This is a genomic window from Pseudomonas sp. LG1E9 (assembly GCF_003290225.1).
Classification (GTDB): Bacteria; Pseudomonadota; Gammaproteobacteria; order Pseudomonadales; family Pseudomonadaceae; genus Aquipseudomonas; species Aquipseudomonas cyclaminis.
Window position 1 is genome coordinate 1,262,053 of the sequence record NZ_CP029983.1, and the last position, 26,863, is coordinate 1,288,915.

Sequence of the window (26,863 nt, forward strand, 5' to 3'; positions counted from 1 at the left end):
GCCTCCTGGTGAACCCTTTCACCAGCCGTACGCGGAGCCTTGTATGCCTTTGAGTCTTTCCTCGCTTTCCCGTCTGATCTGCCTCGGCGCCGTTGTGCTGCTGGGTCACGCCGCCGTCGTCCAGGCTGGCGAAGGCGATGGCGCCGTGCCGTCCCTGGCCGGTAAGCGCATTGCGGTGAGCATGACTGGCACCAGTCACTATTTCGATATCAAGGCGTTCCAGGCCCAGGTGGATGAGATCAAGCGCCTGGGCGGTACGCCGATCACTCTCGACGCCGGGCGCAATGACAAGAATCTGGTGACCCAGCTGCAAACCGTGGTTACCCAGAAGCCCGACGCGGTGATCCAGACCCTCGGCACGCTCAGCGTGATCGACCCGTGGCTCAAGCGCATCAGCAAGGCCGGGATTCCGCTGTTCACCATCGATGCGCCGTCGCAGTACAGCCTCAACAACACCACGTCCGACAACGTGGCCACCGGCAAGGCCCTGGCTGATCAACTGATCAAGGACGCCGGCGGCAAGGGCAAGATCCTGGTGTTCAATGGTTTCTATGGTGTGCCGGTGTGTGCGATTCGTTATGACCAGTTGAAGCTGGCGCTCAAGGACTACCCACAGCTGGAAATCATCCAGCCCGAGCTGCGTGACGTGATCCCCAATACCGTGCAGGACGCCTACTCCCAGGTGTCGGCGTTGCTCAACAAATACCCGCAGGGCAGTGTTTCGGCGATCTGGTCGGCCTGGGATATTCCGCAACTGGGCGCGAGCAAGGCGTTGATCGATGCCAAGCGCACTGAGATCAAGACCTACGGCGTCGACGGTACCCCCGAAGTCCTGGCGCTGCTCAGTCAGGCGAACTCGCCGGTGGGTGCGGTGGTGGCTCAGCAACCGGCGCTGATCGGCAAGACGGCCGTGCAGAACGTGGCGCGCTACCTGGCCGGGCAACGTGATCTGCCCAAGGAAACCCATGTCGCCACCTTGCTGACCACCGCCGGCAACCTGGCGCAGGTTCAACAGCTGCGGGGTGACTGATGGCGGCCTTGCACCTGCAACACCTGCGCAAGCGCTTTGGCGCTACCCAGGCGCTGGATGATGCGAGCCTCAAGGTCGAGCGCGGCAGCATCCATGGGCTGGTGGGCGAGAACGGCGCGGGCAAGTCGACCTTGATCAAGATCCTGGCCGGTATCCATACGGCCGACGCGGGGCAGGTGAGCATCGACGGTCAGTCGTACGCCGCGTTGTCACCGCGCCAGGTGGATGTGCTGGGTGTGCAGTTCATCCATCAGGAACGGCTGTTGCCCGCCAGTTTTACCGTGGGCGAGGCGCTGTTTTTCGGGCATGAATTGCGGCGCGGGCCCTTTGTGGATCGACGCCGCCAGCAACGTGAGGCCGAGCGCTTGCTGGCGGAATATTTTGATCTGCAATTGCCTGCCGGCGCGCTGGTGAGTGAACTGAGCAGTGCCGAACGCCAGGTGCTGCAAATCACTCGGGCGCTGATTCGCCAACCGAAGATTCTGGTGTTCGACGAGCCCAGCGTGGCGCTGGTCAAGCGCGAGGTCGACCAGCTGCTGCGCATCGTCAAGCGCCTGCGCGACCAAGGGCTTTCGATCCTCTACATCTCTCATTACCTGCAGGAAATCGACAGCCTGTGCGACGACGTCACGGTGCTGCGCAACGGTCGGGATGTGGCGGTGGTGCAGCCACGGCACACGTCCAGCGCAGAGATTGCGCGGCTGATGGTCAACCGCGACGTGCAGGAGATGTACCCCAAGGCCAGGGTCGAGTTGGGCGCGCCGCTGTTGCAGGTGCGCGGGCTGAGTCTGGCGCGGCGTTATCGGCAGATTGACCTGCAGGTGCGGCGCGGTGAAATCGTTGGCCTCACCGGGCTGGTCGGCTCCGGCGCCAAGGAATTGTTCAAGACACTGTTCGGCGTCGAGCGGGCCGACAGCGGCAGTGTGCATCTGGACGGGCGCTTGCTGCGCCTGCGGTCACCCGGCCAGGCGATTGCCGACGGCATTGCGCTGGTGCCGGAGGAGCGGCGTAGCCAAGGCATCTCGCCGCTGCTGTCGGTGCTGGAAAACCTCACGCTGGCGGGGCTCGCGCGCTTCAGCCGCTGGGGCTTGCTGAACCGGGGCAACGAGCAGGCGGAAACTGCGCGCTTGATTGAGGAACTGGCGATCAAGACGCCGGGGCCTGACGCCGCCGTCAGCCAGTTGAGCGGCGGTAACCAGCAGAAGGTTGCCCTGGGTAAATGGCTCAGCCGTCGCTCGGCGGTGTACTTGCTGGACGAGCCCTGTGTGGGCGTGGATGTGGGCGCCAAGGTGGAAATCTATCGGCTGATTGGGCGCCTGGTGGAAGAGGGCGCAGCGGTGTTGGTGCTGTCATCGGACTTGCCGGAATTGCTGGGGATCAGTGATCGGATCCTGGTGCTGCATCGCGGCGAGATTGCCGGTGAGTTCCGTGCGGGGGAGGTCGACAGCGATCAGTTGCTCGCCTGTGCAACGGGCGCCGTGCCCACGGCAGCTGTGCGGGCGAGGGAGGTCGAGCATGCTTGAGGTCATACTGCGCCGGGGTTCGGCGGGCGTATTCCTGGTGATTCTGCTGGGGTTTGCCCTGGCGGCGCCGGGGTTTGTGTCGCCGGGCAACCTGGCCAATGTGTTCAGTCAATCGGCGATTCTCGGCGTGTTGGCCTTCGGGCTGACCGGCGTGATTATCGGCGGCGGCTCGAATGTGCTGGCCGGTGGGCTCGACCTGTCGCTGGCGGCCAATCTGGGGCTGTGCGCAGCGGTGTTCAGCCGCCTTAACAATGCCGGGCTGGAGCTGGGGCTCACCCTGCTGTTGACCTTGGGCTGTGGCCTGGCAGTCGGCCTGTTCAATGGCTTGGCCGTGGTGCTGCTGCGCCTGCCGCCGCTGCTGGCCACCCTGGCGAGCATGAATGTGCTGGCGGGGCTGGAGTTGGTGCTGACGGAAAATACCGTGGTTTCCACCGACTCACCGCTGCTGGACGTGCTCAGCGGCGGCAGTTGGCTGGCGGTGCCCGCCCTGGCCTGGGTGTTGCTGCTGACGGCGGGGTTGCTGACCTTGTTGGTCCAGCATTCGGCCTACGGCCTGCGCCTGCACGCGGTGGGTGAATATCCCCAGGCGGCGCAGGCGGCGGGCATTCGCGTGCGCGCCTATGGGGTGTCGAGTTATGCGCTGTCGGGCCTGTGCGCCGGGGTGGCTGCGTTGTGTTCGGCGGCGTTTTTCAGCGGCAGCACTACGGGCTCCGGCGACATGCTGCTGTCGGTGGTGGCGATTGCCTTTCTCGGCGTGGTGTTTTCCCGCCGGCTGGTGGCAAGTATTCCTGGGACGTTGTTGGCGGCGTTGCTGATCGGTTTTCTGATCAACGGCTTTCAGTTGCTCAACCTGTCGAACTTCTGGGTCAACGGTGTGCAAGGTGTGCTGATCCTGCTGGTGGTGGCCGCGTCCAGCGCATTGAATCGGGGAGCCGGCTCATGAACCCGCGCGCCTTGCTGCCGCTGACATTGCCGCTGGTATTTGCGTTGATCGTGCTGGTGTTTGCTGTTCAGGCACCGGGCTTCCTGAGCGGTGGCAACCTGAAAAGCCTGGTGCTGAATAACTTTGTGCTGCTGGCCATTGTTGCCATCGGCATGACGTACGCGGTGGCGGCGGGCGGCATCGACCTGTCGGTGGGCACCGCGCTGGATTTCGCCAGTTTCAGTTTTGTGGTGCTGCTCAATGGCGGGCATGGCTGGGCCGTTGCCGCGACCGGTGCGTTGATCGCGGCGCTGTTGGTCGGCGTGCTGAATGCCGGGTTGATTGCCGGGCTGCGGATCAGTCCATTTCTTGCCACCTTGGGCACACTGTTTATCGGCACCAGCGCCCAGCAATTGCTCTCGGACGGCGGCCAGCCCATCTACATCAGCCAGGGGTTGAAGCCGGAACTGAGCGGCCTTGCGCCTTTGCTGATCGTGCTGGGGCTGGCGTTGTTCTACGGCTTGGCGTTGGCACGCGGACGCCTGGGTCGTGAACTCCTGGCCCAAGGCACCCAGCCGCTGCTGGCGTATTACTCAGGGTTGTCGGTGCAGCGGATTGTCAGCGTCGTGGCCCTGGCGACTGCCCTGGCCTGCGGGGTGGCGGGGGTGTTGCTCAGTTCTACGGTCAGCGCCTACGTGCCGTTGTCGGGCAATGCCTTTTTGCTCAATGCCATCGGCGCGGTCTTTATCGGCACCACCTTGAGCCGGCAGGGCCGGGCGAACATTCCAGGAACCCTGCTGGGCGTGCTGTTTATCAACGTCATCGCCAACGGCCTGCTGTTGATCGGCTGGAACTTCTACTGGCAGCAAGTGGCGACCGGCGTGCTGATCTTTATCGTGCTGAGCTTCAGTTTTGCCAGTCGGCGAATGTTGGAGCGCAACTAGCCGGCGCTCAGCAGGGTGGTCGACCTCCGCTAACCGCTCGTCGCTAACAGCTTCCTGCTGCTTTTACGCTATAATCCCGCCCTTTAGCTGTTTCCTGCCCAGGCAGGAAGCACACTTTTTTCAGGCGCCACCCGCCTGCATGCAGACTAAAAGAGGCTAGACCCCTGTGGCATTGACGATTCTTGGCCTGTCCGGCGCCCTTAGCCATGATCCTTCCGCAGCCTTGTATATCGACGGCAAGCTGATCGCGGCCGCCGAAGAAGAGCGCTTCGTACGCGACAAACATGCAAAGAACCGCATGCCCTACGAATCGGCGAAGTTCTGCCTGGAACAGGCCGGTATCAAGCCTTCCGATGTTGACGTGGTAGCGATTCCGTTCGCCCCGATCAGCCTGTTCGGCGAGGCGCGCTGGCACTATGCCAAGCGGTACTGGTACGCCCCGGACCGCGCACTTGACGCGATCCTGATGGGCAACCGTCGCTACAAGCGCTATCGCAACAAGATCGTCTGGTGCCTGGAGCAACTGGGCTTCGATCCGAAAAAAATCAAGATCGAACCGGTTGAACACCACCTGGCCCACGCTTCCAGCGCTTACCACTGCTCCGGTTTTCAAGAAAAAACCGCGATCCTGGGGATCGACGGCAAGGGTGAATACGCCACCACGTTCTTCGGCTACGGCGAAAACGGCAAGATCCACAAGATCAAGGAATTCTACGATCCGGATTCCCTCGGCGGCCTGTATGGCGCGATCACCGAGTTCCTCGGCTTCGAGATGCTCGACGGTGAGTTCAAGGTCATGGGCATGGCGCCGTACGGCGATGCCAGCAAATACGACTTCTCGCGCCTGGCCTCCTTTGAGAACGGCGAGTTGGTGATCAATACCGACTACGCCAACGTCATCGGCCTGCGCCGGTATAAAGAGAAGGGCAAGGGCTTCTACTTCTCGCCAAAACTGATCGAGTGGCTGGGTCCCAAGCGTGAAGGCGACATCGCTGACGAACCGTACATCCACTACGCCGCGAGCATGCAAGCGCTGTTCGAAAAACTGGCCTTGCAGATGATCGACCATTACCTGGGCGACATTCTCAAGGACACTGGCAAGCTGGCCTTCGCCGGCGGCTGTGCGCTGAACGTCAAGCTGAACCAGAAGATCATCGCCCGTGACGACGTGAAAGAGTTGTTTGTGCAGCCGGCGTCCGGCGATGCCGGTACGGCGGTGGGCGCGGCGGCCTACGTGTCCCACGCCCGCGGTGTGCCGGTGGAGAAGATGGAACACGTCTACCTCGGCCCGTCCTACAGCAACGAAGACGTGATTGCCGCGTGCGCCAAGCACGAGAGCAAGCCGGTCTGGCGCAAGATCGACAACATGCCCCAGCGCATCGCCAAGATCATGGTCGACGGCAACCCGGTTGCCTGGTTCCAGGGCCGCATGGAGTTTGGCCCGCGTGCGTTGGGCGGTCGTTCGATCATCGGTTGCCCAAGTGCTACCGGCGTGGCTGACCGTATCAACCACCAGATCAAGTTCCGCGAGCGCTGGAGGCCTTTCTGCCCGTCGATGCTCGACACCGTGGCCCCGCAGATGATCAAGGTCGATCACCCGGCGCCGTTCATGACCTTCACCTTTGAAGTCTCGGAAGAGTGGAAAACCCGCGTGCCGGAAGTAGTCCATGAAGATGGCACCTCCCGCGCCCAGGTGCTCAAGCGCGAGTACAACCCGCGCTACTACGACATGATGAAAGAGCTCGAAGTGCTGACCGGCAACGGCGTGTCCCTGAACACCTCGCTCAACCGTCGTGGCGAAGCGATGATCTGCTCGCCGAAGGACGCGCTGGACATGTTCTTCGGCTCCGACCTGCAATACCTGATCATGGAAGACATCCTGGTCGTCAAAGACGGCGTGGACCCTTATGACGCGCTCGGCTGATCGCCACGTCCTGCAGTTCTGCCACGGCTATTACGGGCCGTTCCTGGATTGCGCGCGGCAGTACGCGAGCCTGTTCGCAGGCTCCGGCTACAAGGTGACCACGGTGTTTCTCACCGGGGTCGCCGATCCGCAGGTGGCTGCCGAGTGTGCGTCGGACGAAGTGTTGTTCATGGAATTCAGCTCCAGGGCCGTTCGCGGCCTGAAGCTGGGTGCGATCCGTGAACTGCGCAAGATCGCCGCGTCGCGCAACTTCAGCTTTTGTATCGCGCACCGCTTCAAGCCGACCTACATCGCCTTGCTCGGTACGCGGCTGCCGGTGATCGGCGTGCATCACGCCTTTGGTGATTATCAGCGTCAAAGCCGCACACTGTTCGCCGGGTTCTTCCGCAAACGCCTGAGTTTGCTGGGGGTTTCCGACGCCGTGCGTGACGACCTGCGCCGCAGTCTGCCGGGCTGGCCCGCAGCGCGTATCCAGACCTTGTACAACCGTATCGATGTCGACGCGTTGCAGGCCATTCAGGTGCCGGCCGATGAGGCACGCGATGCCTTGGGCTTGTCGCCGGATGAATGGGTGGTCGGCAATGTCGGCCGCCTGCACGCGGACAAAGACCAGGCCACGCTGCTCAAGGGCTTTGCCCTGGCGTTGCCGCACTTGCCGGCCCAGAGCCGTTTGGCGATTCTCGGCAGCGGCCGCCTGGAGCAAAGCCTCAAGGACCTGGCGCACGAACTGGGGGTTGCCCAGCAGGTGCTGTTTCTCGGCCAGGTGCCGGATGCACGCCGGTATTTCCGTGCGTTCGACGTGTTTGCCCTGAGCTCCGATCACGAGCCGTTCGGCATGGTGCTGCTGGAAGCCATGGCGGCCGGTGTACCGTTGCTGGCCACGGCCTGTGGCGGTGCGAAGGAAGTGGTCGAAGGCGTTGGTATTCTGTTCCCCTTCGGCGACGCCGAACACCTCGCCCAGGGGTTGCGCCATTTGGCCGCAATGGATCACCACCAGCAACGGCAGTGCGCCGAGATGATGCTGGAACGCCTGCGCACGCATTTCTCGGATCAGGCGGTACGCGATACCTTCTGGCAATTGCCGCACGTTATTGAACTGACCGCGGGGGCCTGATGCTCAATCGATTCCAAGGCTGGCGCGAGCGAGGCTGGTCCGTCGTCGACGCGCCTGCCTATAGCGAAGCCTGGCAACGTTTTGGCGGCAGCGTCGCGACGCATCCCCAAGTGATCGAGCGCCTGGCCGGGCTGGCCGATATTCCGGTGCGCTACCTGGCCTGGGAGCAGGGCGGTGAAACGCAGGCGTGCATCGCCACCTGGGGCCGCGACCTGGCGTTGTCCAAGGACGTACTCAAGCAACAGGGCAAGAAAGGCCTGTTTGACTTGGGTAACGCCGAATTGATCCTGCCCGCCGCCGCGAATGCCCAGGCGCCGTTGCGCCACCGCGCGCGCTACCTGTCGGCCCTGAACGAAGGCCGTTTCAGCGGCCTCAAGCCTCAGGCCGAACAGTTGGCCATGGCCCGCACCCCGGAAGAACTGTCGAAGAAATTCCGCTACAACCAACGCCGCGAACTGCGTTTGCTCGAAGAGGCGGGTGGTGTTGTGCGCCCGGTCAGTGAGTTTTCCAGCCAGGAACTGGCCGCGATCTACTGCGATCTGTTCCTGCGCCGCTGGGGGTTTGTCGCCACCGGTGCCGAGCGCATGGCTGAAGTGATCGAGCTGCTGCGCGAGTGGCTGATCGGCTCGGTGATCTTCCTTAACGATGCGCCCATCGCGGTCCAGTTGGTGTACCGGGTCGAGTCGCCCGAGTGGATCAGCGTGGAGTACGTCAACGGCGGTGTCGACCCTGAGACCCGTGCGTTCAGCCCGGGCAGCGTCCTGAGTTTCCTCAACACCCAGAGCGCCTGGGAGCAGGCACGCGAAGTCGGCAAGCCGCTGCGCTTTTCCTTCGGGCGTGCCGACCGCGAGTACAAAGACCGTTGGTGTAACCCTGTGCCGGTGCTGACCGTATGACCCGCAAACAGCAATTGCTCAAGCGTCATCGGCGCAACAAGCGGGTTGCCCTGCTGATCGGCCTGTTGCTGCTGGTGGTGATCGGCGTCTGGGTCGCCTGGTGGTTGCCGTTGTTACTCGGCGTGCTGGCCTGGGTCGCCCATGAGGCCTGGTTTGCCGACCATCTGTTTTATGCTCCCGGCGAAGACTATCAATACCGGTTCTCGGCGGATGCCGAGGTGGCGGGAGTGCGCCTCGACGGCGCGCAACTGCGGGTTGATTCGCCCCTGCAAGCCGATGCGACCCTGGTGTTGGCCATCAAGGTCAAGAGCAGTTGGCTGGGGCGTTTTCTGGATCCGGGGATTGAGATTTCGGGCGCTGACGGCGCTGATCGACAGGTTTTCGAGCGGGGTGTGAACGGGGTTCGTTATCTCAACCTCAGTGGCCTGGCGCCTGCCCTGGCGGCAGGTGAGCTGCGTCTGCGCGGGCATTTTTGCACCTTGCACGGCGCGCCCCGGTTGTGGGCCTGGGTCGATCCGGATTATTCAGAGCAGCGGGTGATGGTCATCGCGCCCCATGCCGATGACGCCGAGCTGGCTGCTTTTGGCTTGTATAGCCAGGCTGAAAAACCATGGATCGTAACCCTTACGGCCGGTGAAATCGAAGCCGAGCATTATCAACAAATGGGCCTGGACCCGGTCGACGCCTCGCGCATCAAAGGCCGCCTGCGCGCCTGGGATAGCATCGCCGTGCCGCTTTGGGCGGGTGTGCCGCAGGCCCATTGCGTGCAGTTGGGCTACTTCTGCCTGCAATTGCCGGCGATGCGCGCGACGCCTGATCAGCCAGTGGCTTCGCGCGAAGCGCAGCTGTCGGATATCCGCCTGTTTCGCCAGTTCAATCCGTTCCCGTTACCGGCGGATGTCGACGGCCTGCCGACCTGGAACAACCTGTTGGCCGATCTGCGCCAGTTGCTGCTGACGGCGCGTCCCGAAGTGATCGTGTTACCGCATCCGGTGCTTGACCCGCACCCAGACCATATTTGCGCGCAGCAGGCGGTGGTCGAGGCGTTGCAAGGCTTGGAATGGCAACCGACCATTATCCTGGGCTACGCCAACCATCTGCATGACAACGACCGCTGGCCCATGGGTGACGCGGGCGCCGGGATTGCCTTGCCGCCGCTGTTCGACGACACGCTTGAGCTGCGCCCATGTAGCTTGCCGCTGTCGTTGGCGCAGCAGCGCGACAAAGCCATGGCGCTTGGCATGATGCATGACCTGCAACCCGCACCGCCGTTCAAGCGTCGGGTGCGCCGCTGGCTCCAGCGGGTGCTGGCGGGCCGTGCGCGGTCGCCTTATGGCGAGAACGAGTTTTTCCGCAAGGCCGTACGACGGCATGAGTTGTTCTGGCGTTTGTGAAAGGAAAGGTCATGAAAGTTTTGTTTCTGGTACAGAAAGAACAGCGCGCGATTCTGGATCGCTTGTACGAAGGCATTGCCGAGCACTGCGAGTGTGATACCCGCTGGCTGAGCAGCGATGAGCAGCGCAACCTGCGCGGTTACTTCAAGCGCGAAGTCGACGTGACCCGCTATGACCGCATCGTCTTCTTCCTGCGCTTCAAGCAGGAAATCCGCCAGGCCGGGTTTATCCGTACGATCCCGAACCTGGTGATCCTCGAACACGACGCCTACCAGAACTACATCCCCTGCAAATACACCGGCAAGTTCAGTGCGCACTACCGCCGCTTGCCGTGGGCGCGGGTGATCAGCTCCGGCTACAGCGTGGCCGAGCGCTTGCGTGCCGAAGGCTTTGATGCGGTGTTCGTGCCCAAAGGCTACGACCAGGCGTTGTTGCAGCACCAGGGGCTGGAGCGCGACATCGAGCTGGCATTTGTCGGCAGCACCAACAGCGTGGCCTATAGAGGCCGTAAGGCGCTGCTTGATGAGTTGGCCCGCGTTGAGCCGCTGGTGGTCACGCGCACCAAGTCGGGTGAGGAATACTGCGCGACGCTTAACCGGATTCGCTTTTTCGTCAGTGCCGATGTGGGCATGGGCGAGTACATGATCAAGAACTTCGAGGCCATGGCCTGTGGCTGTGTGCTGCTGGCGTTTGACCAAGGGGCTGCGGAAAACGAAGCCCTTGGGTTCAAGGACATGGTCAATGTGGTGTTCTACAAGGACATTCCACAGTTGCAGGAAAAGCTCTCGCAGCTGCGCGCCGACCCGCAACTGGCGGCAGAAATCGCGCGCAACGGGCAAGAGCTTGCCGTCAGCCAGTTCAGCTTTGCGCGCATCGGCCAGCGTATTGTCGAAGAGCTCCAGCCGCCCTTGCGGCCTCGTGCGCCGTTGAACTGGCTGGAGCGGTTGCGCCTGAAACTCGGTGTTTGATCCGCGAAGCACAAAGAGCCACACCCACGCCGCATAAGGTTTTTTCGATGAGCATTCTCAACATCATGTGGGCCGGTGGTTCTGCATTTGCCTCGGTGCAGAAGGTGCATCAGCAGATACTGTCCCATACCGACAGCGGCGCTCCCGTTCACCACTGGCTGCTTCAGGGCAGTGCGACCGGCAGCGATGGCCTGGCCGAGGGTGCTGTGGAGTGGAATCTGTCTTCTGCAAAGCTCAAGGGCCGGCACCTGTGGAAGTGGTTGATGCCGTGGATGCATGCACGCTTTCGCAAGGCCTTGCCCGACGATCTGCAGGTGGTGCTCCTTGACGGGATCGGCGTCGCCCGTGTGTTCTTGCCCGTGCTCAAGCACTTGCCGCATGTGCGCGCCGTGGTGATTTTCCATGGTGCCACGCGTTTGCGCGGTGCGGATCAACAGTTGTTCGACTCGTTTCCTGCGTCGCAACTCACGGTGACGGCAGTGTCGCAGACCCTCGCCGGTTCGCTGGAGCGTGACCTCAAGCGACCTGTGGTTGTGCTGCGCAGTGCTTTCGACCCTGTGGTTTTTCGTGCTGCGGCGCTTTCCCGTGAACAGGCTCGCTCCCGCCTGGACCTGTCGTTAGAGGCCGCGCCGGCGATAGGTGCGGTCGGTCGACTGGTCGATGGCAAGGGGTTTGCCTGCTTGGTGGACGCCTTTGCCACTGCGACGGCTGATCAGCCGGATGCGCGCCTGGTGATTATCGGCGAAGGGCCAGCGAGACCTGGGCTTGAGGCACGTATCGAGGCGCTTGGCGTGCGCGACAAAGTGTCCTTGCCGGGGCATCTGCCCGAGGCGGCGAGCCTTTATCGGGCGTTTGACTGGGTGGCCATTCCTTCGAAGGAAGAGGGCTTGGGGCTGATCGTGCAAGAGGCGGTGATGGCCGGCGTGCCCGTGTTGACCAGCGAGTTGGCGGTGTTCCGCGAGCAGTTGGGGGATTGCGGTTGGTACGCGCCTGCAGACGATGCCGCGTCCTGGAGTGACCTCCTGACGCGTGCGCTCGCGAGTTCCGCTGAGGAGGTCGTCGAGGCTCAGTCGCGGGCACTGGCGCCGGAGCAAGCCTGGAGTGATTTCACTGAAACCACCCGGCGGCTGTTTTCATGCCGCTAGCAGGGCGTGCTCCAGTGCTTGCATTGGAAAGCGTTCGTTCAGGTTCTCACGCGCAATATAACGTGCGAAGTGTTGCAGGTTGCGCCGAGCCAGTTCCGGGTTCAACGGCGCGCGCAGGAAGCGCATATCGGCCACGTCGATCAGGCCCATTTCATTGTCGGGTGTGACGACAATATTGCCCAAATGTAACGAACGGAAGTAAATGCCCGCGTCATGCAGGCGACGAATAAGGGCCACCAGCGGGTCGAGGTTCGCTTGCCAATCAAAGCCTTCGCGGTTGGAGATCTGGCGCAGCGTCTCGCCCGGCAACGGACGGTACAGCACGGCAGTCATGCCGGGCGCCGTCAGTTGAAAGAACGCGAGTACGCTCAAGGTGGGGATACCACGCTGCTGCAGTTGCGCCACATTGTCGATAAACCGCTTGGAGTACGGGCGAAACAACGCAGAGGAGAACAGGCGTTTGCGGCGAAACAGTTTGAGGATATTCCCGTCGGTCAGCAGGTAGACTTTGGGGCCGTAGCTGTCCTTCTCCAGGATTTTGGCACCTTCAATCATCGCGGTTAAATCGGCCTGGGGGAGCCTTGAACATTGCATCGTCGGAAAGCCTTGTGGGAGTCGCGGGCACAGTGGTCGGTAATAATGCCGAAAGTTTTGGGTTTTAACCATGCCGGGTTGGCGGGTTGAACGTATTCAGGAGCGGGTGATGCAAGCAAGTCGTTGGGCGCAGGTATGGATGATTTTGGGGTTACTTTGGTTTTTGCTGGCAGTTGCCTTCGCGCCGACCAATAAGATTTATCAACAAGGCTTGACGCTGTTCCTGTGGTTGCCGGCAATGGTGTTTGCCTGGGCGGCGCGTGAGCGTCTCAAGGAGGTCTGGCACGAACAGCGCTGGATCTGCCTGATGATTGCCGCGCTTGCTGTCTGGGGCGCGATCAGCCTGTTGTGGACCAACGCCGAAGACCCGTCCCGCGAGGCCAAGCGCCTGCTGTATATCGGCGTGTTCCTGCTGTTTTTCCCGGTGTTTGCGTGTGGTCAACCCGAGCGCGTCATTCGCGTGATGCAATGGGGTGGCTTCGGGCTGGCATTGTCGTCGCTGCTTGCAATCATCAAGTTCTATGGCATTGAGCATAATAGCTGGACGGCGCGTCTGGCCGGCTTGGGCCAATTGTCCCACCCCATCCTGGGCGCCTACGTGATCGGCTTGGCGGCCGTCTGGCTGTTGCACTGGGTTCCCCGTGGGCGCTGGATGCAAGTGGGTTGGGTGCTGGCGGTTGGGTTCCTCGGGCTGTTCGTGGTGTTGAGCCAAAGCCGTGGCGCCGCGCTGGCGTTGCTGCTGACAGTGGTGGCGATGCCTGCCTGGTGCCGTGATCGGCGTACCGCCGTGATTGCTATTGGCGCAGTGGTGGCGGCCCTGGCGGTGTTCTTCGCCATGCAATCGCTGATGCTGGCCCGTGGTGTGTCCTACCGCCCGCAGATTTTCATGGCGGCCGTGCAAATGATCAGCGAGCGCCCTTGGACTGGCCTCGGGCTGGGCGGCGACTACAAGATATTTGCCGATAACCTCTTTTTTGACCACTCCCATAACCTGTTCACCCATGTGAGCATCGAGTTGGGCCTGCCGGGCCTGCTGCTGTGGTGCGGCCTGTGGTTCGGTGTGCTGTGGCAAGCCTGGAAGGCCCGCGACACCCTCTACGGCAAGGGCGTCATCGGCATGTGGGTGTTTTCGTTCCTGGCCATGCAGTTCGACGCCGCCAGCCTGACGGGCACGCCGCGTGCCGAGTGGTTCATTTCCTGGCTGCCGATTGCGCTGGCCAGTGTTTTGGTCTGGGCTCGGGCCAAACCCGACGCGTGTGATAAAGTTCGCGTCCTACCCAATCAGTGAGCTCGACACATGAGTGACGCACCGCCCAAAGCGGACCAGGAATCCAGCCTGAAAATCTATTTCCGGCTGCTGGGCTATGTGAAACCGTACCTCGGCATGTTCCTGCTGAGTATCGTGGGCTTCGTGATTTTTGCTTCGACCCAGCCAATGCTCGCCGGGATTCTCAAGTACTTCGTGGATGGCTTGAGCAATCCCGATGTGGTGTTTTTGCCCAAGGTCCCGTTTTTCAAGGACCTGAAGTTGCTGATGGCCGTGCCGCTGCTGATCATCCTGATCGCCGCGTGGCAAGGCCTCGGCTCTTTCCTGGGTAACTACTACCTGGCCAAGGTTTCCCTGGGGCTGGTGCATGACCTGCGGGTCCAGCTGTTCAACAAGCTGTTGGTGCTGCCTAATCGCTATTTCGATACCCATAACTCGGGGCACCTGATTTCCCGCATCACCTTCAACGTGACCATGGTCACCGGCGCGGCCACGGATGCGATCAAGGTCGTGATCCGCGAAGGCCTGACGGTGGTGTTCCTGTTCGGCTACCTGCTGTGGATGAACTGGAAACTGACCCTGGTAATGTTGGCAATCCTGCCGTTGATCGCAATCATGGTCGGCAGCACCAGCAAGAAATTCCGCAAGCAGAGCAAGAAGATCCAGGTGGCGATGGGCGACGTGACCCACGTCGCCTCCGAGACCATCCAGGGTTACCGCGTGGTGCGCAGCTTCGGCGGCGAAGACTACGAGCAGCGCCGTTTTGCCGCCGCCAGCCAGGGCAACACCGACAAGCAACTGAGCATGAACAAGACCGGCGCGGTCTACACGCCGATGCTGCAACTGGTGATCTACACGGCCATGGCCGCGTTGATGTTCCTGGTGCTGCTGTTGCGCGGTGAGGCGACGGCAGGTGATCTCGTGGCCTACATCACGGCGGCGGGCCTGCTGCCCAAGCCGATCCGCCAGCTGTCGGAAGTCAGCTCGACGATCCAGAAAGGTGTGGCCGGCGCAGAAAGCATCTTTGAACAACTGGATGAAGTGCCTGAAGTCGACGGCGGTACCGTGGAGCGTGATCGCGTCAGCGGTCGCCTGGACGTGCGCAACCTGAGCTTCACTTACCCAGGCACCGAGCGCGAAGTGCTCAAGAACATCAGCTTCAGCGCAGCCCCTGGGCAGATGATCGCCCTGGTCGGACGCTCAGGCAGCGGCAAGTCGACACTGGCCGCCCTGATTCCGCGTTTCTACCATCATGAAACCGGGGAAATCCTGCTGGACGAAGTCGAGATCGAAGACTATCGCCTGCGCAACCTGCGCCGCCATGTGGCCCAGGTTACCCAGCATGTGACCCTGTTCAACGATACCGTGGCCAATAACATCGCCTACGGCGACCTGGCCGACGCGCCGCGTGCTGACATCGAAAAAGCAGCGGCCGATGCCTACGCCATGGACTTCATCGCGGAGCTGCCCAAAGGCCTGGACACCGAAGTCGGTGAAAACGGCGTGCTGCTTTCCGGTGGCCAGCGCCAGCGCCTGGCGATTGCCCGGGCCCTGCTGAAAAATGCCCCGCTGCTGATCCTGGATGAAGCGACCTCGGCGCTGGATACCGAGTCCGAGCGGCATATCCAAGCCGCACTGGATAAGGTCATGAAAGGCCGCACCACCCTGGTGATCGCACACCGTTTGTCGACCATCGAAAAGGCCGACCTGATTCTGGTAATGGACCACGGCGAAATTGTCGAGCGCGGTACGCATGTCGAACTGCTGGCCAAGGGCGGCTATTACTCGCGCCTGCACGCCATGGGGCTGGACGAGCCGGTCGCGAACAACATCACCTGAACCAACGGGGCGCGCAATGCGCCCCGCTGTTTGTATCAAGACCCTTACAGGGCTTGACCAAAGCCAAATAATTCACTGCCTGTCGTTTGTTATGTTGGCCTTCTCGATTCGAATGACGAACGAGAGGGCTAACCTTCTTGCGTGGGTAATGGAATGTTGCAACGTCTGTTGTGGAAACTGCTTCCCAAACCCCAGAGGGTGTTCTTGCTGGGGCGGTTGTCGGTGGTGGATCGCCAGGCCGTCAATAAATCCCTGTCGGGGGTGACCACCCTTAATCCGGCTTTCGAACAGCACAATTGTGTGTTTATCCATGTGCCCAAGTGCGCCGGCAGCAGCGTGTGCTCGGCACTTCTCGATGGGCGCTGGCCGGGGCACCTGCCGTATTACTGGTATGAGCAACAGTTTCCCGAACACTGCGAGCGCAGTTTCAAATTCGCCTTCGTGCGTGACCCGCTGGAGCGGGCCTACTCGGCCTACAACTACCTGCGCAGTAACCACATGGGCGCCCGCGATCTGCAAGCCCAGGCGCTGGTCAGCCACTACCGCGACTTCGACCATTTTGTGGCCGGCTGGCTGCACCCGGACAACCTGCGCCGCCAACTGCATTTCGCACCCCAGACCGACTTTCTGGTCGATCACCTGGGCCAAATGGCCATGGATTTTCTCGGGCGCCAGGAATCCCTGGAGCAAGATTTCCAGCACCTGTGCGAGCGCCTTGGCGTGACCTCATCGCTGCCACATCTGAATGTTTCACTGGGGCGGCCAAGCGAGCCGGTGAGAGCGTTTTGCTCCGTGCGCACGCGCCGTTTGGTCAAGCGCGCCTATCAGCGTGATTACGAGGTGTTGGGTTATGAATAAGCAGTCGCTGGCCAGAGATGCCGCTGCCATCCGTCCCTTTGCCTTGTCGTTGTCGGCGACCGCACGGGCGGCGCTCAAGCATCAACAACCGTGCTGCCTGTGGTTGACGGGGTTGTCCGGGTCCGGCAAATCGACCCTGGCCAATGCCCTGGAGGTGCAACTCAATGAGCAGGGGCGGCACACTTTTGTGCTTGATGGCGACAATTTGCGCTCGGGCCTGTGCAATGACCTGGGCATGAGCGATGCGGCGCGCAAGGAAAATATCCGGCGCATCGGCGAAGTGGCGCGCTTGATGGTAGACGCGGGATTGATTGTGATTGTGTCAGCAATCTCGCCGTTCAGCGTCGACCGCGCGACCGCCAGGGCACTGTTCGGGCCGGGGCAGTTCTTTGAGGTTTACGTCAGCACGCCGTTCGACGTATGTGCACGGCGTGACCCCAAAGGTTTGTACCGTGCGGCGCTGGATGGGCGTATCAAAGCGTTCACCGGTCTGGACAGCCCCTACGAGGCCCCTCGGCAGGCCGACTGCGAAATCAACACCGATGAGGTTGAACTGGACGAAGCGGTGGCGCGTATTCTGGCGATTTTGTATAAAAATTAACCAGTTTTGGCGCGTGATGCGGTGCGGATAAAGCTCTCGAACTAGGCGGCGCTCACCCTGTGCTAATATCGCGCCCCTGTTCATTTTGTATGTGGGTTGCTCCATGAAGTTGTCCATGCCGCGATTCGATCAAGCCCCTGTCTTGGTGGTCGGCGATGTCATGCTCGACCGTTACTGGCATGGTGGTACCTCACGGATTTCCCCTGAGGCGCCGGTACCGGTAGTCAAGGTCGAGCAAATCGAAGACCGTCCAGGTGGCGCTGCCAACGTTGCCCTCAATATTGCCGCCCTCGGCGCCCCGGCCTCCCTGGTGGGTGTGACCGGTGACGACGAAGCCGCCGACAGCCTGGCCAACAGCCTGCGCGGTGCCGGCGTGCGTGCGCTGTTCCAGCGCATTGCCCATCAGCCGACCATCGTCAAGCTGCGGGTCATGAGCCGTCACCAGCAGTTGCTGCGTATCGATTTTGAAGAACCCTTCGCCACCGACGCTTTGGCCCTCAGCGGCCAGGTCGACGAATTGCTCGAAGGCGTCAAAGTGCTGGTCTTGTCCGACTACGGCAAAGGCGCACTGAAGAACCATCAGGTACTGATCCAGGCCGCCAAGGCCAAGGGTATTCCGGTCCTGGCCGATCCCAAGGGCAAGGACTTCTCGATTTATCGGGGCGCCAGCCTGATCACGCCGAACCTCAGCGAGTTCGAAGCCATCGTCGGCGGTTGCGCCGACGAGCACGAACTGGTCACCAAAGGCGCGGCGCTCATGGCCGATCTCGACCTCGGCGCCTTGCTGGTGACCCGTGGCGAGCACGGCATGACCCTGCTGCGTCCCGGCCACCCGGCGATGCACCTGCCGGCGCGGGCCCGTGAAGTGTTCGACGTCACCGGCGCCGGCGACACGGTGATTTCCACCCTGGCCGCCTCCATCGCGGCCGGCGAAGAACTGCCCCACGCCGTGGCCCTGGCCAACCTGGCGGCGGGCATCGTGGTCGGCAAGTTGGGTACCGCTGCGATCAGCGCACCTGAACTGCGCCGTGCCATCCAGCGCTCCGAGGGCTCGGAGCGCGGTGTGCTGACCATCGAGCAATTACTGCTGGCAATTGACGATGCGCGTGCGCACAACGAAAGCATTGTGTTCACCAACGGCTGCTTCGACATCCTGCACGCCGGCCACGTGACTTACCTGGAGCAGGCCCGCGCCCAAGGCGACCGCCTGATCGTGGCGGTCAACGACGACGCATCGGTCAGCCGCCTGAAAGGCCCTGGCCGTCCGATCAACAGCGTCGACCGGCGCATGGCCGTACTGGCCGGGTTGGGCGCAGTGGACTGGGTGATCAGCTTCCCTGAAGCGACCCCGGAAAACCTGCTGGCCCAGGTCAAGCCGGACGTGCTGGTCAAGGGCGGCGATTATTCCGTCGACCAGGTGGTCGGTGCCGATATCGTCAGCGCTTACGGTGGCACGGTCAAAGTACTGGGCCTGGTCGAGAACAGCTCGACCACGGCGATTGTCGAGAAGATTCGCAACAATGAGTAAGGCTGATCCGATGGTCCTGATCACGGGGGGCGCGGGCTTTATTGGCTCGCATCTCGTCGATGCCTTGCTTGCCAAAGGCTACGCAGTGCGTGTGCTGGACAACCTGTCCACCGGCAAACGCAGCAACCTGCCGCTGGGCGACCCGCGTGTCGAGTTGATCGAAGGGGATGTCGCCGATGCAGCGCTGGTGGCGCGTACCGCTGTTGGCGCGACGGCGGTGGTGCACCTGGCGGCGGTGGCGTCCGTGCAGGCCTCGGTGGATGATCCGGTGAGTACGCACCAGAGCAATTTCGTCGGCACCCTGAATGTCTGCGAAGCCATGCGCCAGGCCGGGGTCAAGCGTGTGGTGTTTGCGTCCAGCGCGGCGGTGTATGGCAACAACGGCGAGGGTGCTTCGATTGACGAAGAGACCACCAAGGCGCCGTTGACGCCCTACGCGTCCGACAAGCTGGCTGGCGAGCAGTACTTTGATTTCTATCGCCGCCAGCATGGTCTGGAGCCGGTGATCTTCCGCTTCTTCAATATCTTCGGTCCGCGTCAGGACCCGTCGTCGCCTTACTCCGGCGTGATCAGTATCTTCAGCGAGCGTGCCCAGCAGGGTTTGCCGATTGCCGTGTTTGGCGATGGCGAGCAGACCCGCGACTTCATGTACGTGGAAGACCTGGTGGATGTTTTGGTGCAGGCCATCGAAGCGCCGGACGCACCTTTGGGGGCCATTAACGTGGGTTGGAACCGTACCACCACCCTCAAGCAAGTGCTGCAGGCGCTGGAAGAGGCGGTGGGCAGTTTGCCGGCTGTGACCTACGGGCCTGCGCGGTCAGGGGATATCCGGCATTCGCGGGCGAATAACCAGCGGTTGTTGGCGAGTTTCAAATTGCCCGAGCCGACCCCGTTGAAAGAAGGCCTCCAGCGACTAATCAACGGCTAAATGCTATCAACTGTGGGAGGGGACTTGCCCTCTCTCACAGTTGGATTGCAGCTCACTCAGCCCTTGGCTTTCTTCTTCGGCACGATCTTGCGCAGCACTCGCCGCGCCAATCCCTTCAGCTTCGATTCTTTCTCCGGCTCCGCCAGGCCTTGCTGCCTGAGCCAATCCTTCCAGCGAATACGCTCTTCACGCACCAGCCAGCCTTCCTGTTGGGCGAAGCTTTCTGCCAGGTACAAGCCCCGTGTACTCGCCGGGGACAGCTGGTCTTTTTTTACGGTGTACAGCTCGGGAAGGGGCTGGCCGTCTTTGAGGGGCATCAGGTACAGGTCCGGACGCTTGCGGTCCAGGCGTGCTACCAACTGGTCGCCTTCCAGGCGCTCATCCACGTGGAACAGGCTCAGGGACTTGGCTTCCTTTGGCACTTCCAGGCGCAGGTCGTAGATCAATTGCAGCGACGCCGTGGGCAAATGCACATAGGCCCGTGGGCGTTCGATCAGCTGGGTGGTGGCGCAACGCACCGGGCGCGCCGCGCCGGACAGCGGGCTGAGGCGAAACGGCAGCGCTTCGCGGTAATGCAGGGCGGCGGAGTAGGGGGCGGGTAGCCAAGTATCGTTGAAGCGCCCGCCGAGCCAGCCTTCGGGCGTTTCCAGCAGGCATTCTTCGGCAATTTCCTGGATGGCCGTATGCAGCGGCAGGTTCAGTTCATGGGCCGGGACATAGCCGGAGATCAGCTTGAGCACCACGTCACCACGGTCCTGTCGACGCTGGCGCACCAGCACCCAGTAATCGCGGTTTTGCCAGTGCAGTGTCAGGCGTACCGAGACGCCGAGGTTGGCCAGTTCCAGTGCGAAACGTTCCGGGTCTGCCACCTCCACCGGCTTGCGCCGTTGCAGGGTCTGGGCGAAGTTGAGCGGCATGCCCACGCTCTGGTAGCTCAGGCCTTCGGGGGTGGCTTCGACGTGCAGCGGCAGTGTTTTAAAGTTGCTGGGGTTTTTTCTTATGAGCGTTCGCGGCATGTCGGCTCCTTTTTGCGACGGGGTCGGCCGCGTGGGCGGCATCAGAGTTGACGAATGACCTTGGCAGCGGTCGCCACGTTATGGGCCAGGTGCAGCGGATTAATGGTCCCGACAATAGCACTGGCGACGCCGGTTTGCGCAAACAACAGCATGAAGCTCGCATGTATTGGATCCATTCCAGGCTCAAGGCAAACGTGGCCGCTGGCCAGCGCCTTTTTGACCAGAATGCCTTTGCCATGGGCCGCCGCATATTCAATGACGGCTTTCTCTGTCTGTTCGTTCAGATTGTAAGTGACCATCGCGCAATCACCTTGTTCCAAAGCCTTCACGCCGCCTTCGACGGTTTTGCCGGAGAAGCCGAAGCCGCGAATCTTGCCCTCTTTTTTCAGCTCCGCCAGGGTTTGGTAGACCTCGCAGTCGTTGAGGATGTGCAGGTCGTTGCCATCGGAGTGCACCAGCACCAGGTCGATAAAATCCGTTTCAAGTCGTTTCAAGCTGCGCTCAATGGACAGCCGGGTGTGGGCAGCACTGAAATCGTGCTGCGAGACGCCGTTTTCGAACTCTTCGCCGACCTTGCTGACGATCACCCAATCCTTGCGCTGGCCGCGTAACAGCGGCCCCAAGCGTTCTTCGCTGCGCCCATAGGCCGGTGCGGTGTCGATCAGGTTGATGCCCAACTGGCAGGCCTGGCGCAGGAGCATCCGCGCTTCATCGTCATCCGGAATCTGGAAGCCGTTGGGGTATTTCACACCCTGGTCGCGGCCCAGCTTGACGGTGCCCAGGCCCAGCGGCGAGACCAGAATGCCGGTGCTGCCCAAAGGGCGATGCAGGTCGTGCAAGGTGGGTAGGCTCATGGCAGCAGTTGCTCCCAGGCCGGTACGCCGAGGGCGGGTTTAGGCAGCTCCGGCAGTGGCTCGCAGGTGCTCGGGCGGATACCGTCACGTTCGAGGCTGTTGATCACCCGATCGGCGAAGTCTGGCGCCAACGCCAATTTGGTTGGCCATCCCACCAGCAGGCGACCTTCTTCTGCGACAAAGGCGTTGTCGGGACGGCTCAGGCCTGATTGCAGCGGCTCGGCACGGTTCACGCGCAGAGTGGCCCAGCGGGTCTGGCTCATGTCGATCCAGGGCAGCAATTGTGCGAGTTCTTTCTGGGCGGTGGCGACTTGCTCTTCGGGCGTGCGCGCCACGCCATCGGCCTCGGCAATATCACCGCCCATGTACCACACCCAGTTGCCATCGGCAGCCGGATGGGTGGTCACGGTGATACGCGGCTTGGTGCCGCCGCCCAGGCAATGGGCGTACAGCGGCTTCAGGCCGGGGCCTTTGGCAATGATCATGTGCAACGGGCGCTTTTGCATGGCCGGGTTGCTCAGGCCCAGTGTTGCCAGGAGTTCAGCGGTGCCGCCGCCGGCACTCAGGACGATGCGCTGGGCGCGGATCTCGCGGCCATCGACCTTCAAACCCACCAGTTTGTTGCCTTCATAAAGCGGTTCGATCTGTTGCCCTGCAAGCAAGCCGTCACCGGCCAATTGCGCGAGGCGGTCGATCAGGCTTGGCACATCCACCACCAACTCGGCCAGGCGATACACCTTGCCTTTGAAACGGCGGTCTTGCAGTGCCGCTGGCAGGTCGTCGCCCTTGACCTGATCGACACGGCCACGCACGGCCTTGCTGGCGAAAAAGCTGGTGAGGTTGCCGGCGATAGTGCCGGGGGACCACAGGTAATGGGCTTCGGACAGCAAGCGCACGCCGGACAGGTCCAGCTCGCCGTTGCCCGCCAGGGCTTCACGCCAGCGGCGCGGCATATCGGCTATCGCTTCGGAGGCGCCGGTAAGGGCGCCGTGCAGGGCGTATTTCGCACCGCCGTGAATGATCCCCTGGGACTTCAGACTTTGCCCGCCACCCAACGTGGCACTTTCCACCACCACCGTGGAAAACCCCTGGCGGCGCAGGCGCGCATTCAGCCAGAGGCCGGCAACTCCGGCGCCGACAATCAGAACGTCGGTGGACATAACGGATGGCATGGGCGACCTCATTTCTAAACAAGGCCGCAAGTATACATTCTCAAACCGTGCACACCGTAGGCGCTGTCGAGCTTTAGCGAGGCTGCGAATATCGGGTGCTTAATGCCCGGCGGTTTTCGAGAACAACTGGATAACCACCACGCCCAGCACAATCAGGCCCATCCCCAGCATCGCCGGGACATCCAACTTCTGCCCGTAGATAAACAGCGCCGCGATACTGACCATCACGATGCCCATCCCGGCCCACACGGCGTAGGCCACACCCACCGGCACCGTGCGCACCACCAGCGTCAGCATCCAGAAGGCCACGCCGTAGCCGACGATCACCAGCAGCAACGGGATCGGCGTGCTCCAGCCCTTGATGGCTTTCATCGAGACAGTAGCAATCACTTCCGAGCAAATGGCGATGGCCAGGTAATAGTAGGCAGGGTTCATGGCGTCAATCCTCGGTGTGCAGCGCATTGGATAAGGTCGGCATTCTAGAGCTTTGCCAGATGGGGTAAAGTCATTACCTATCCGATTTGGAGATGGGTTGGCCATGCAGTGGAATCTGGAACAGATGCGCCTGTTTGTCGACGTCGCCGAGCAGCGTTCGTTTTCGGCCGTGGCGCGTGGGCAGCGCAAGGCGCAATCGGCGGTGAGCAATGCAGTTGCGCTGCTGGAGGCAGACCTGGGCGTGAGCCTGTTTGAGCGTAGCAGTGGCCGCCAGCCGCGCCTGACGGAAGCCGGCAGCGTATTGCTGGAAGAGGCGCGCGAAGTGCTGCGTCAATGTGAGCGGCTCAACGGCCGGGCGTTGTCGCTGACCCGTGGTGAAGAAGCCTGCCTGCGCCTGGCTCAGGACGAGGCGATGCTGTTCCAGCCGGTGCTCGACAGCCTTGAGGCGCTGGCGGTGCAATACCCTTTGCTGGAAGTGCAGCTGTCCAGTGCCGCCCAAGGCGACGTGGCGCGCAAATTGGTGGAGCGCAAGGCGGACCTGGGCCTGTTGTTCTATCACGACCAGATTCCCGAGGCCCTTGAGCGGCGCGTGGTGGGCAGTGTGGAAATGGTCACGGTCTGCGGTGTGAACCACCCGCTGGCCAAGGACGGGTACGTGACGTGCCAGCGCCTGGCCCAGTACCGGCAGCTGCTGATGTCGACGCAGACCAGTGTCTATCCCGGCAGCGAAGCCGCCAGCCCGCTGGTGTGGCGCGCCGACAGTTTCTACGTATTGGCCGAATGGCTGATGAGTGGCCTGGGCTGGGCCTGGCTGCCGCGGCACATCGTGCAATATCCGACTTATCAGCAACAAATGGTTGAGTTGGGCAGCGAGTGGACGCCGCCGGCCCTGGTGGTAGAGCTGGTATGGCGCCGCGATGAGCACCTCGGGCCCGCGGCACGTTTCCTCGCCGAACGTTTTGCCGAGTGCCTGCGGGCGATTGATTGAAAAAGTGGATAAACTCCGCCGCCATGAATAGAACTCTCTACAGCTGTCTGTTTTACCTGGCGCTGCCGTTGGTGGCTTTACGTCTGTGGCTGCGCGCCCGCAAGGCGCCGGCCTACGCCGAGCGCGTGGGCGAGCGCTTCTCCTATGGCTTGCCGGTGATGAAACCGGGCGGGATCTGGGTGCATGCCGTGTCAGTGGGCGAAAGCATTGCCGCCGCGCCGATGATCCGCGGGCTACTGCAGCGTTATCCACAGCTGCCGATCACCGTCACCTGCATGACGCCCACCGGCTCCGAGCGGATCCAGGCGTTGTTCGCCAACGAGCCGCGCATCCAGCACTGCTATTTGCCCTACGACTTGCCGTGCGCGGCCAAGCGTTTTCTCGACCGCGTGCAGCCCAGGCTCGCGGTGATCATGGAAACCGAGCTGTGGCCCAACCATATCCACGCCTGCGCTCGGCGCGGCATTCCGGTGGCGTTGGCCAATGCGCGGCTGTCGGCCCGTTCGGCCAAGGGTTATGGACGTTTCGCCAAGCTGACGGCGCCGATGCTGGCGCAAATGAGTTTGTTCGCTGTGCAGACGCACACCGAGGCCCAGCGCTTCTTGAGCCTTGGCGCGCGGCCGGAGACTGTAGAGGTGACCGGTTCAATCAAGTTCGACCTGACCATCGACCCGCAACTACTGGAGCGAGCGGCCGCATTGCGCGAGCAATGGGGCGCCAGCGAGCGTCCGGTGTGGATCGCCGCCAGTACTCACGAAGGTGAAGATGAGGTGGTGTTGGCCGCGCATCGTCAGTTGCTCGCCAGCTATCCCAATGCATTACTGATTCTGGTGCCGCGTCATCAGGAGCGTTTTGGTCCGATGTTCGAGCTGTGCAAGCAGCAAGGGTTTGCCACGGTGCGCCGTTCCACCGGCGAGCCCGTCAGTGCACACACCTCGGTGCTGCTCGGCGATACCATGGGCGAGTTGCTGTTTCTGTATGCCCTGGCCGACAGCGCCTTCGTCGGCGGCAGCCTGGTGGCGACCGGCGGGCACAACCCTCTGGAGCCGGCGGCGCTGGCCAAGCCGGTGATCATGGGGCCGCATGTATTCAACTTCCTCGAAATCACCGCGATGATGCGCGAAGCCGGGGCTTTGCGTGAGGTGGATGACGCGCAAGGGTTGGCCGAAGCCGTGCGGCAGCTGTTCGAGCTGCCGCAGGATGCGCGTCGGATGGCGCAGGCGGGGCTCAAGGTGATGCAGGCCAACCAAGGCGCGCTGAAGCGCCTGCTGGATGGGTTGGCCAGACTGATCACTCACTGACTCAACAATGATCCAAGTGTGTTTAATAACCCGGTCGGGCTTTGAGTTGTTCGGCGGCAGCCTTGGCCAGGTCCGGCGGCAGGAAGTCTTTATCCGGGTTGTAGTCCGCCTTCAGGTACCGCGTCAGGTCCTGCAAATCCCCTGGATTCAAGGTGCCCGCCGCCTGCTTCAGGCGCAGGTTGTCGAGGATGTAGTCGTAGCGGCTGTTGTTGTAGTTGCGCACCGACGAGTAGAGCTGGCGCTGTGAGTCCAGCACGTCGACGATATTGCGCGTACCCACCTGGTAACCGATTTCCGTGGCTTCCACCGCGCTCTGGTTGGAGATGATCGACTGGCGGCGCGCCTGTACCTGTTCCACATCGGTGTTCACGGCGCGGTGCAGGTTGCGCGTATTTTCCACTACCTGGCGGCGCAGGCCTTCGCGCTGCTGCTCGGTCTGGCCCAGGCGCGAGTACGACTCACGCACTTGCGAGCTGGTCAGGCCGCCGCTGTACAGCGGGATGCTCAGGCGCAGGCCGATGGTGCGCTGCTCGACATCACCGCGATACGGCGTGCCGAAGGCATTTGGGTTGCTGAAGCCGAGGGCGTCGTTATCGCCTTTTTCGTACTGCGCCACCGCATCCAGGGTCGGCGCGTGGCCAGCCTTGCGCTGTTTGAGGGTTTCTTCGGCAGCGGTGACGGCGTAGTTGCTGGCCAGCAGGTTCAGGTTCTGGCGGCCGGCGGTTTCGACCCACGCCTTGGCGTCGTTCGGCAGCGGCGGCAACACCGGCAACGTGTGCACGATGCCCTGGATCGAGTTGTACTGGCGGTTGGTCAAGGTGATCAGCGCTTCAAAGGCGTCATCCACCTGGCGCTGGGCCAGGATGCGGTTGGCGCGAGCGGTATCGTAGCTGGCTTGGGATTGCAGCACGTCGGTCTTGTCCGACAGGCCCACATCGAAGCGCTCGTTGGACTGGTCCAGTTGGCGCTTGAAGGCGTTCTCTTCGGCCTTGGTGGAGGCCAGGTTGTCCTGGGCGCGCAGCACGGCGAAATAGCTCTCTGCGCTTTGCAGGATCAGGTTCTGTTCCGTGGCTGACAGTTGCAATGCGGCCTGCTCGTTGACGGCCTCGGCGGCTTGCAGCTGGAACCAGCGGTCGGCGCGGAACAGCGGCTGGCTCAGGGTTGCGCGCCAGGAATGGGCGTCGCGGTTGGCGGTGGCCGCTGGCGTGTCGATCTGGGTGCGCACGTTGTTGATATCGGCACCGGCCGACAAGTTCGGCAGCAACCCGGCGCGTGCCTGGGGCACCACTTCTTTTTGCGCGCCGTATTGGGCGCGGGCGGCAGCCAGGTCGGCGTTGTTATCCACCGCTTCCTGATAGACGCTGACCAGATCGGTTCTGGCAGACAAGGGCGCTTCTGCTGCCCAGACCATTGCGTTGGTCGCACAAGACACGGCAACAGCCAGTGAAAGTTTGCGCAGCATGAGGCGATCCCTAGTGTGAATATTACGGTGATAATTTAGCGCCCAAGGCTACGGCTGGCCATTCCTGGCGTCAAGCCTTGAGGCAGCACCCGAGTGTAGTGGTGCGACCCCGGCACAACAATCCTGCAATTGCGCCATTCATCACGCTGAATGCTCCACT

At 62.1% G+C, this 26,863-nt stretch carries 24 protein-coding genes; 18 read left to right on the forward strand and 6 right to left on the reverse strand.

The features are described 5' to 3' along the window. The first annotated feature begins 43 nt into the window (after window positions 1-43). The 10 genes from DNK50_RS05955 to DNK50_RS06000 all read left to right on the forward strand — a co-directional run bounded on the left by DNK50_RS05955 (window position 44) and on the right by DNK50_RS06000 (window position 11,860). Window positions 44-1,030, forward strand: coding sequence for a sugar ABC transporter substrate-binding protein (locus DNK50_RS05955; protein WP_112193091.1), 987 nt, complete (start codon window positions 44-46; stop codon window positions 1,028-1,030). Continuing rightward, on the forward strand, window positions 1,030-2,553 hold the full coding sequence (locus DNK50_RS05960; RefSeq protein ID WP_112193092.1) for a sugar ABC transporter ATP-binding protein: 1,524 nt from the start codon (window positions 1,030-1,032) through the stop codon (window positions 2,551-2,553). Before DNK50_RS05955 ends, DNK50_RS05960 begins: the two co-directional genes overlap by 1 nt. Next, window positions 2,546-3,496 carry an ABC transporter permease gene (locus DNK50_RS05965; RefSeq protein WP_112193093.1) on the forward strand — a complete coding sequence of 317 codons (951 nt, stop codon included), beginning with the start codon at window positions 2,546-2,548 and terminating at the stop codon, window positions 3,494-3,496. The genes DNK50_RS05960 and DNK50_RS05965 overlap by 8 nt, the downstream gene beginning before the upstream one ends. After that, complete coding sequence (locus tag DNK50_RS05970) at window positions 3,493-4,419, forward strand: ABC transporter permease (protein WP_099583719.1); 927 nt, start codon at window positions 3,493-3,495, stop codon at window positions 4,417-4,419. The genes DNK50_RS05965 and DNK50_RS05970 overlap by 4 nt, the downstream gene beginning before the upstream one ends. Window positions 4,420-4,585: 166 nt before the next feature. Continuing rightward, window positions 4,586-6,343, forward strand: a complete 1,758-nt coding sequence (locus DNK50_RS05975; protein ID WP_099583718.1) for a carbamoyltransferase — start codon at window positions 4,586-4,588, stop codon at window positions 6,341-6,343. After that, window positions 6,327-7,457: a glycosyltransferase gene (locus tag DNK50_RS05980; RefSeq protein ID WP_112193094.1), complete on the forward strand. Its 1,131-nt coding sequence runs from the start codon at window positions 6,327-6,329 to the stop codon at window positions 7,455-7,457. Before DNK50_RS05975 ends, DNK50_RS05980 begins: the two co-directional genes overlap by 17 nt. Continuing rightward, on the forward strand, window positions 7,457-8,353 hold the full coding sequence (locus DNK50_RS05985) for an antimicrobial resistance protein Mig-14 (RefSeq protein ID WP_112193095.1): 897 nt from the start codon (window positions 7,457-7,459) through the stop codon (window positions 8,351-8,353). Before DNK50_RS05980 ends, DNK50_RS05985 begins: the two co-directional genes overlap by 1 nt. Further along, window positions 8,350-9,747, forward strand: a complete 1,398-nt coding sequence (locus tag DNK50_RS05990) for a PIG-L deacetylase family protein (protein ID WP_112193096.1) — start codon at window positions 8,350-8,352, stop codon at window positions 9,745-9,747. The genes DNK50_RS05985 and DNK50_RS05990 overlap by 4 nt, the downstream gene beginning before the upstream one ends. Before the next feature lie 11 nt (window positions 9,748-9,758). Further along, window positions 9,759-10,715: a glycosyltransferase gene (locus tag DNK50_RS05995; RefSeq protein ID WP_112193097.1), complete on the forward strand. Its 957-nt coding sequence runs from the start codon at window positions 9,759-9,761 to the stop codon at window positions 10,713-10,715. Window positions 10,716-10,762: 47 nt separating this feature from the next. Continuing rightward, a complete protein-coding gene (locus tag DNK50_RS06000; protein WP_112193098.1) occupies window positions 10,763-11,860 on the forward strand; it encodes a glycosyltransferase in 1,098 nt (365 codons plus the stop codon). On the opposite strand, the gene DNK50_RS06005 is transcribed toward DNK50_RS06000, so the two are convergent. Continuing rightward, window positions 11,849-12,415, reverse strand: a complete 567-nt coding sequence (locus tag DNK50_RS06005) for a toluene tolerance protein (RefSeq protein WP_177411505.1) — start codon at window positions 12,413-12,415, stop codon at window positions 11,849-11,851. The genes DNK50_RS06000 and DNK50_RS06005 overlap by 12 nt on opposite strands. A 148-nt stretch (window positions 12,416-12,563) precedes the next feature. Here DNK50_RS06005 and DNK50_RS06010 point away from each other — a divergent pair, with 148 nt between their 5' ends. The 6 genes from DNK50_RS06010 (at window position 12,564) to DNK50_RS06035 (ending at window position 19,475) form a co-directional block, all read left to right on the forward strand. Then, complete coding sequence (locus DNK50_RS06010; RefSeq protein ID WP_099583711.1) at window positions 12,564-13,742, forward strand: O-antigen ligase; 1,179 nt, start codon at window positions 12,564-12,566, stop codon at window positions 13,740-13,742. 9 nt (window positions 13,743-13,751) lie between these two features. Further along, the gene (msbA, locus tag DNK50_RS06015) at window positions 13,752-15,560 is read left to right on the forward strand and encodes a lipid A export permease/ATP-binding protein MsbA (RefSeq protein WP_099583710.1); all 1,809 of its coding nucleotides are present in this window, start codon (window positions 13,752-13,754) and stop codon (window positions 15,558-15,560) included. A 153-nt stretch (window positions 15,561-15,713) separates the two neighbouring features. Beyond that, window positions 15,714-16,418 (forward strand): sulfotransferase family 2 domain-containing protein, encoded by a 705-nt coding sequence (locus tag DNK50_RS06020; RefSeq protein ID WP_112193100.1) that lies wholly within the window; start codon window positions 15,714-15,716, stop codon window positions 16,416-16,418. After that, window positions 16,411-17,019: an adenylyl-sulfate kinase gene (cysC, locus tag DNK50_RS06025; protein ID WP_099583708.1), complete on the forward strand. Its 609-nt coding sequence runs from the start codon at window positions 16,411-16,413 to the stop codon at window positions 17,017-17,019. Before DNK50_RS06020 ends, cysC begins: the two co-directional genes overlap by 8 nt. Before the next feature lie 103 nt (window positions 17,020-17,122). After that, complete coding sequence (gene hldE / locus DNK50_RS06030; protein ID WP_112193101.1) at window positions 17,123-18,547, forward strand: bifunctional D-glycero-beta-D-manno-heptose-7-phosphate kinase/D-glycero-beta-D-manno-heptose 1-phosphate adenylyltransferase HldE; 1,425 nt, start codon at window positions 17,123-17,125, stop codon at window positions 18,545-18,547. Continuing rightward, complete coding sequence (locus DNK50_RS06035) at window positions 18,540-19,475, forward strand: NAD-dependent epimerase/dehydratase family protein (protein ID WP_112193102.1); 936 nt, start codon at window positions 18,540-18,542, stop codon at window positions 19,473-19,475. The genes hldE and DNK50_RS06035 overlap by 8 nt, the downstream gene beginning before the upstream one ends. A gap of 56 nt (window positions 19,476-19,531) precedes the next feature. On the opposite strand, the gene DNK50_RS06040 is transcribed toward DNK50_RS06035, so the two are convergent. The 4 genes from DNK50_RS06040 to DNK50_RS06055 form a co-directional block, all read right to left on the reverse strand. Continuing rightward, on the reverse strand, window positions 19,532-20,491 hold the full coding sequence (locus DNK50_RS06040) for a metal ABC transporter ATPase (RefSeq protein WP_112193103.1): 960 nt from the start codon (window positions 20,489-20,491) through the stop codon (window positions 19,532-19,534). A gap of 41 nt (window positions 20,492-20,532) precedes the next feature. Beyond that, window positions 20,533-21,345 (reverse strand): aldo/keto reductase, encoded by an 813-nt coding sequence (locus DNK50_RS06045; RefSeq protein WP_112193104.1) that lies wholly within the window; start codon window positions 21,343-21,345, stop codon window positions 20,533-20,535. After that, complete coding sequence (locus tag DNK50_RS06050; RefSeq protein ID WP_112193105.1) at window positions 21,342-22,517, reverse strand: FAD-binding oxidoreductase; 1,176 nt, start codon at window positions 22,515-22,517, stop codon at window positions 21,342-21,344. The genes DNK50_RS06045 and DNK50_RS06050 overlap by 4 nt, the downstream gene beginning before the upstream one ends. 99 nt (window positions 22,518-22,616) lie before the next feature. After that, window positions 22,617-22,952, reverse strand: coding sequence for a multidrug efflux SMR transporter (locus tag DNK50_RS06055; RefSeq protein ID WP_003236297.1), 336 nt, complete (start codon window positions 22,950-22,952; stop codon window positions 22,617-22,619). A gap of 97 nt (window positions 22,953-23,049) precedes the next feature. Here DNK50_RS06055 and DNK50_RS06060 point away from each other — a divergent pair, with 97 nt between their 5' ends. Both DNK50_RS06060 and waaA read left to right on the forward strand, forming a co-directional pair. Beyond that, on the forward strand, window positions 23,050-23,940 hold the full coding sequence (locus DNK50_RS06060; RefSeq protein ID WP_112193106.1) for a LysR family transcriptional regulator: 891 nt from the start codon (window positions 23,050-23,052) through the stop codon (window positions 23,938-23,940). A 23-nt stretch (window positions 23,941-23,963) separates the two neighbouring features. Beyond that, complete coding sequence (waaA, locus tag DNK50_RS06065) at window positions 23,964-25,241, forward strand: lipid IV(A) 3-deoxy-D-manno-octulosonic acid transferase (protein WP_112193107.1); 1,278 nt, start codon at window positions 23,964-23,966, stop codon at window positions 25,239-25,241. A 22-nt stretch (window positions 25,242-25,263) separates the two neighbouring features. On the opposite strand, the gene DNK50_RS06070 is transcribed toward waaA, so the two are convergent. Next, window positions 25,264-26,703: a TolC family outer membrane protein gene (locus tag DNK50_RS06070; RefSeq protein WP_099583700.1), complete on the reverse strand. Its 1,440-nt coding sequence runs from the start codon at window positions 26,701-26,703 to the stop codon at window positions 25,264-25,266. Window positions 26,704-26,863: the final 160 nt, after the last annotated feature.

Coding starts and splice junctions, on each gene's coding strand:
- DNK50_RS06040 (WP_112193103.1), bottom strand. CDS start 20,491: ATGCCGCGAACGCTCATAAGAAAAAACCCCAGCAACTTTAAAACACTG.
- DNK50_RS06005 (WP_177411505.1), bottom strand. CDS start 12,415: ATGATTGAAGGTGCCAAAATCCTGGAGAAGGACAGCTACGGCCCCAAA.
- cysC (WP_099583708.1), top strand. CDS start 16,411: ATGAATAAGCAGTCGCTGGCCAGAGATGCCGCTGCCATCCGTCCCTTT.
- waaA (WP_112193107.1), top strand. CDS start 23,964: ATGAATAGAACTCTCTACAGCTGTCTGTTTTACCTGGCGCTGCCGTTG.
- DNK50_RS06010 (WP_099583711.1), top strand. CDS start 12,564: ATGCAAGCAAGTCGTTGGGCGCAGGTATGGATGATTTTGGGGTTACTT.
- DNK50_RS06070 (WP_099583700.1), bottom strand. CDS start 26,703: ATGCTGCGCAAACTTTCACTGGCTGTTGCCGTGTCTTGTGCGACCAAC.
- DNK50_RS05960 (WP_112193092.1), top strand. CDS start 1,030: ATGGCGGCCTTGCACCTGCAACACCTGCGCAAGCGCTTTGGCGCTACC.
- DNK50_RS06045 (WP_112193104.1), bottom strand. CDS start 21,345: ATGAGCCTACCCACCTTGCACGACCTGCATCGCCCTTTGGGCAGCACC.
- DNK50_RS05990 (WP_112193096.1), top strand. CDS start 8,350: ATGACCCGCAAACAGCAATTGCTCAAGCGTCATCGGCGCAACAAGCGG.
- msbA (WP_099583710.1), top strand. CDS start 13,752: ATGAGTGACGCACCGCCCAAAGCGGACCAGGAATCCAGCCTGAAAATC.
- DNK50_RS06000 (WP_112193098.1), top strand. CDS start 10,763: ATGAGCATTCTCAACATCATGTGGGCCGGTGGTTCTGCATTTGCCTCG.
- DNK50_RS06020 (WP_112193100.1), top strand. CDS start 15,714: ATGTTGCAACGTCTGTTGTGGAAACTGCTTCCCAAACCCCAGAGGGTG.
- DNK50_RS05955 (WP_112193091.1), top strand. CDS start 44: ATGCCTTTGAGTCTTTCCTCGCTTTCCCGTCTGATCTGCCTCGGCGCC.
- hldE (WP_112193101.1), top strand. CDS start 17,123: ATGAAGTTGTCCATGCCGCGATTCGATCAAGCCCCTGTCTTGGTGGTC.
- DNK50_RS05980 (WP_112193094.1), top strand. CDS start 6,327: ATGACGCGCTCGGCTGATCGCCACGTCCTGCAGTTCTGCCACGGCTAT.
- DNK50_RS06055 (WP_003236297.1), bottom strand. CDS start 22,952: ATGAACCCTGCCTACTATTACCTGGCCATCGCCATTTGCTCGGAAGTG.
- DNK50_RS05985 (WP_112193095.1), top strand. CDS start 7,457: ATGCTCAATCGATTCCAAGGCTGGCGCGAGCGAGGCTGGTCCGTCGTC.
- DNK50_RS05965 (WP_112193093.1), top strand. CDS start 2,546: ATGCTTGAGGTCATACTGCGCCGGGGTTCGGCGGGCGTATTCCTGGTG.
- DNK50_RS06050 (WP_112193105.1), bottom strand. CDS start 22,517: ATGCCATCCGTTATGTCCACCGACGTTCTGATTGTCGGCGCCGGAGTT.
- DNK50_RS05970 (WP_099583719.1), top strand. CDS start 3,493: ATGAACCCGCGCGCCTTGCTGCCGCTGACATTGCCGCTGGTATTTGCG.
- DNK50_RS06035 (WP_112193102.1), top strand. CDS start 18,540: ATGAGTAAGGCTGATCCGATGGTCCTGATCACGGGGGGCGCGGGCTTT.
- DNK50_RS05995 (WP_112193097.1), top strand. CDS start 9,759: ATGAAAGTTTTGTTTCTGGTACAGAAAGAACAGCGCGCGATTCTGGAT.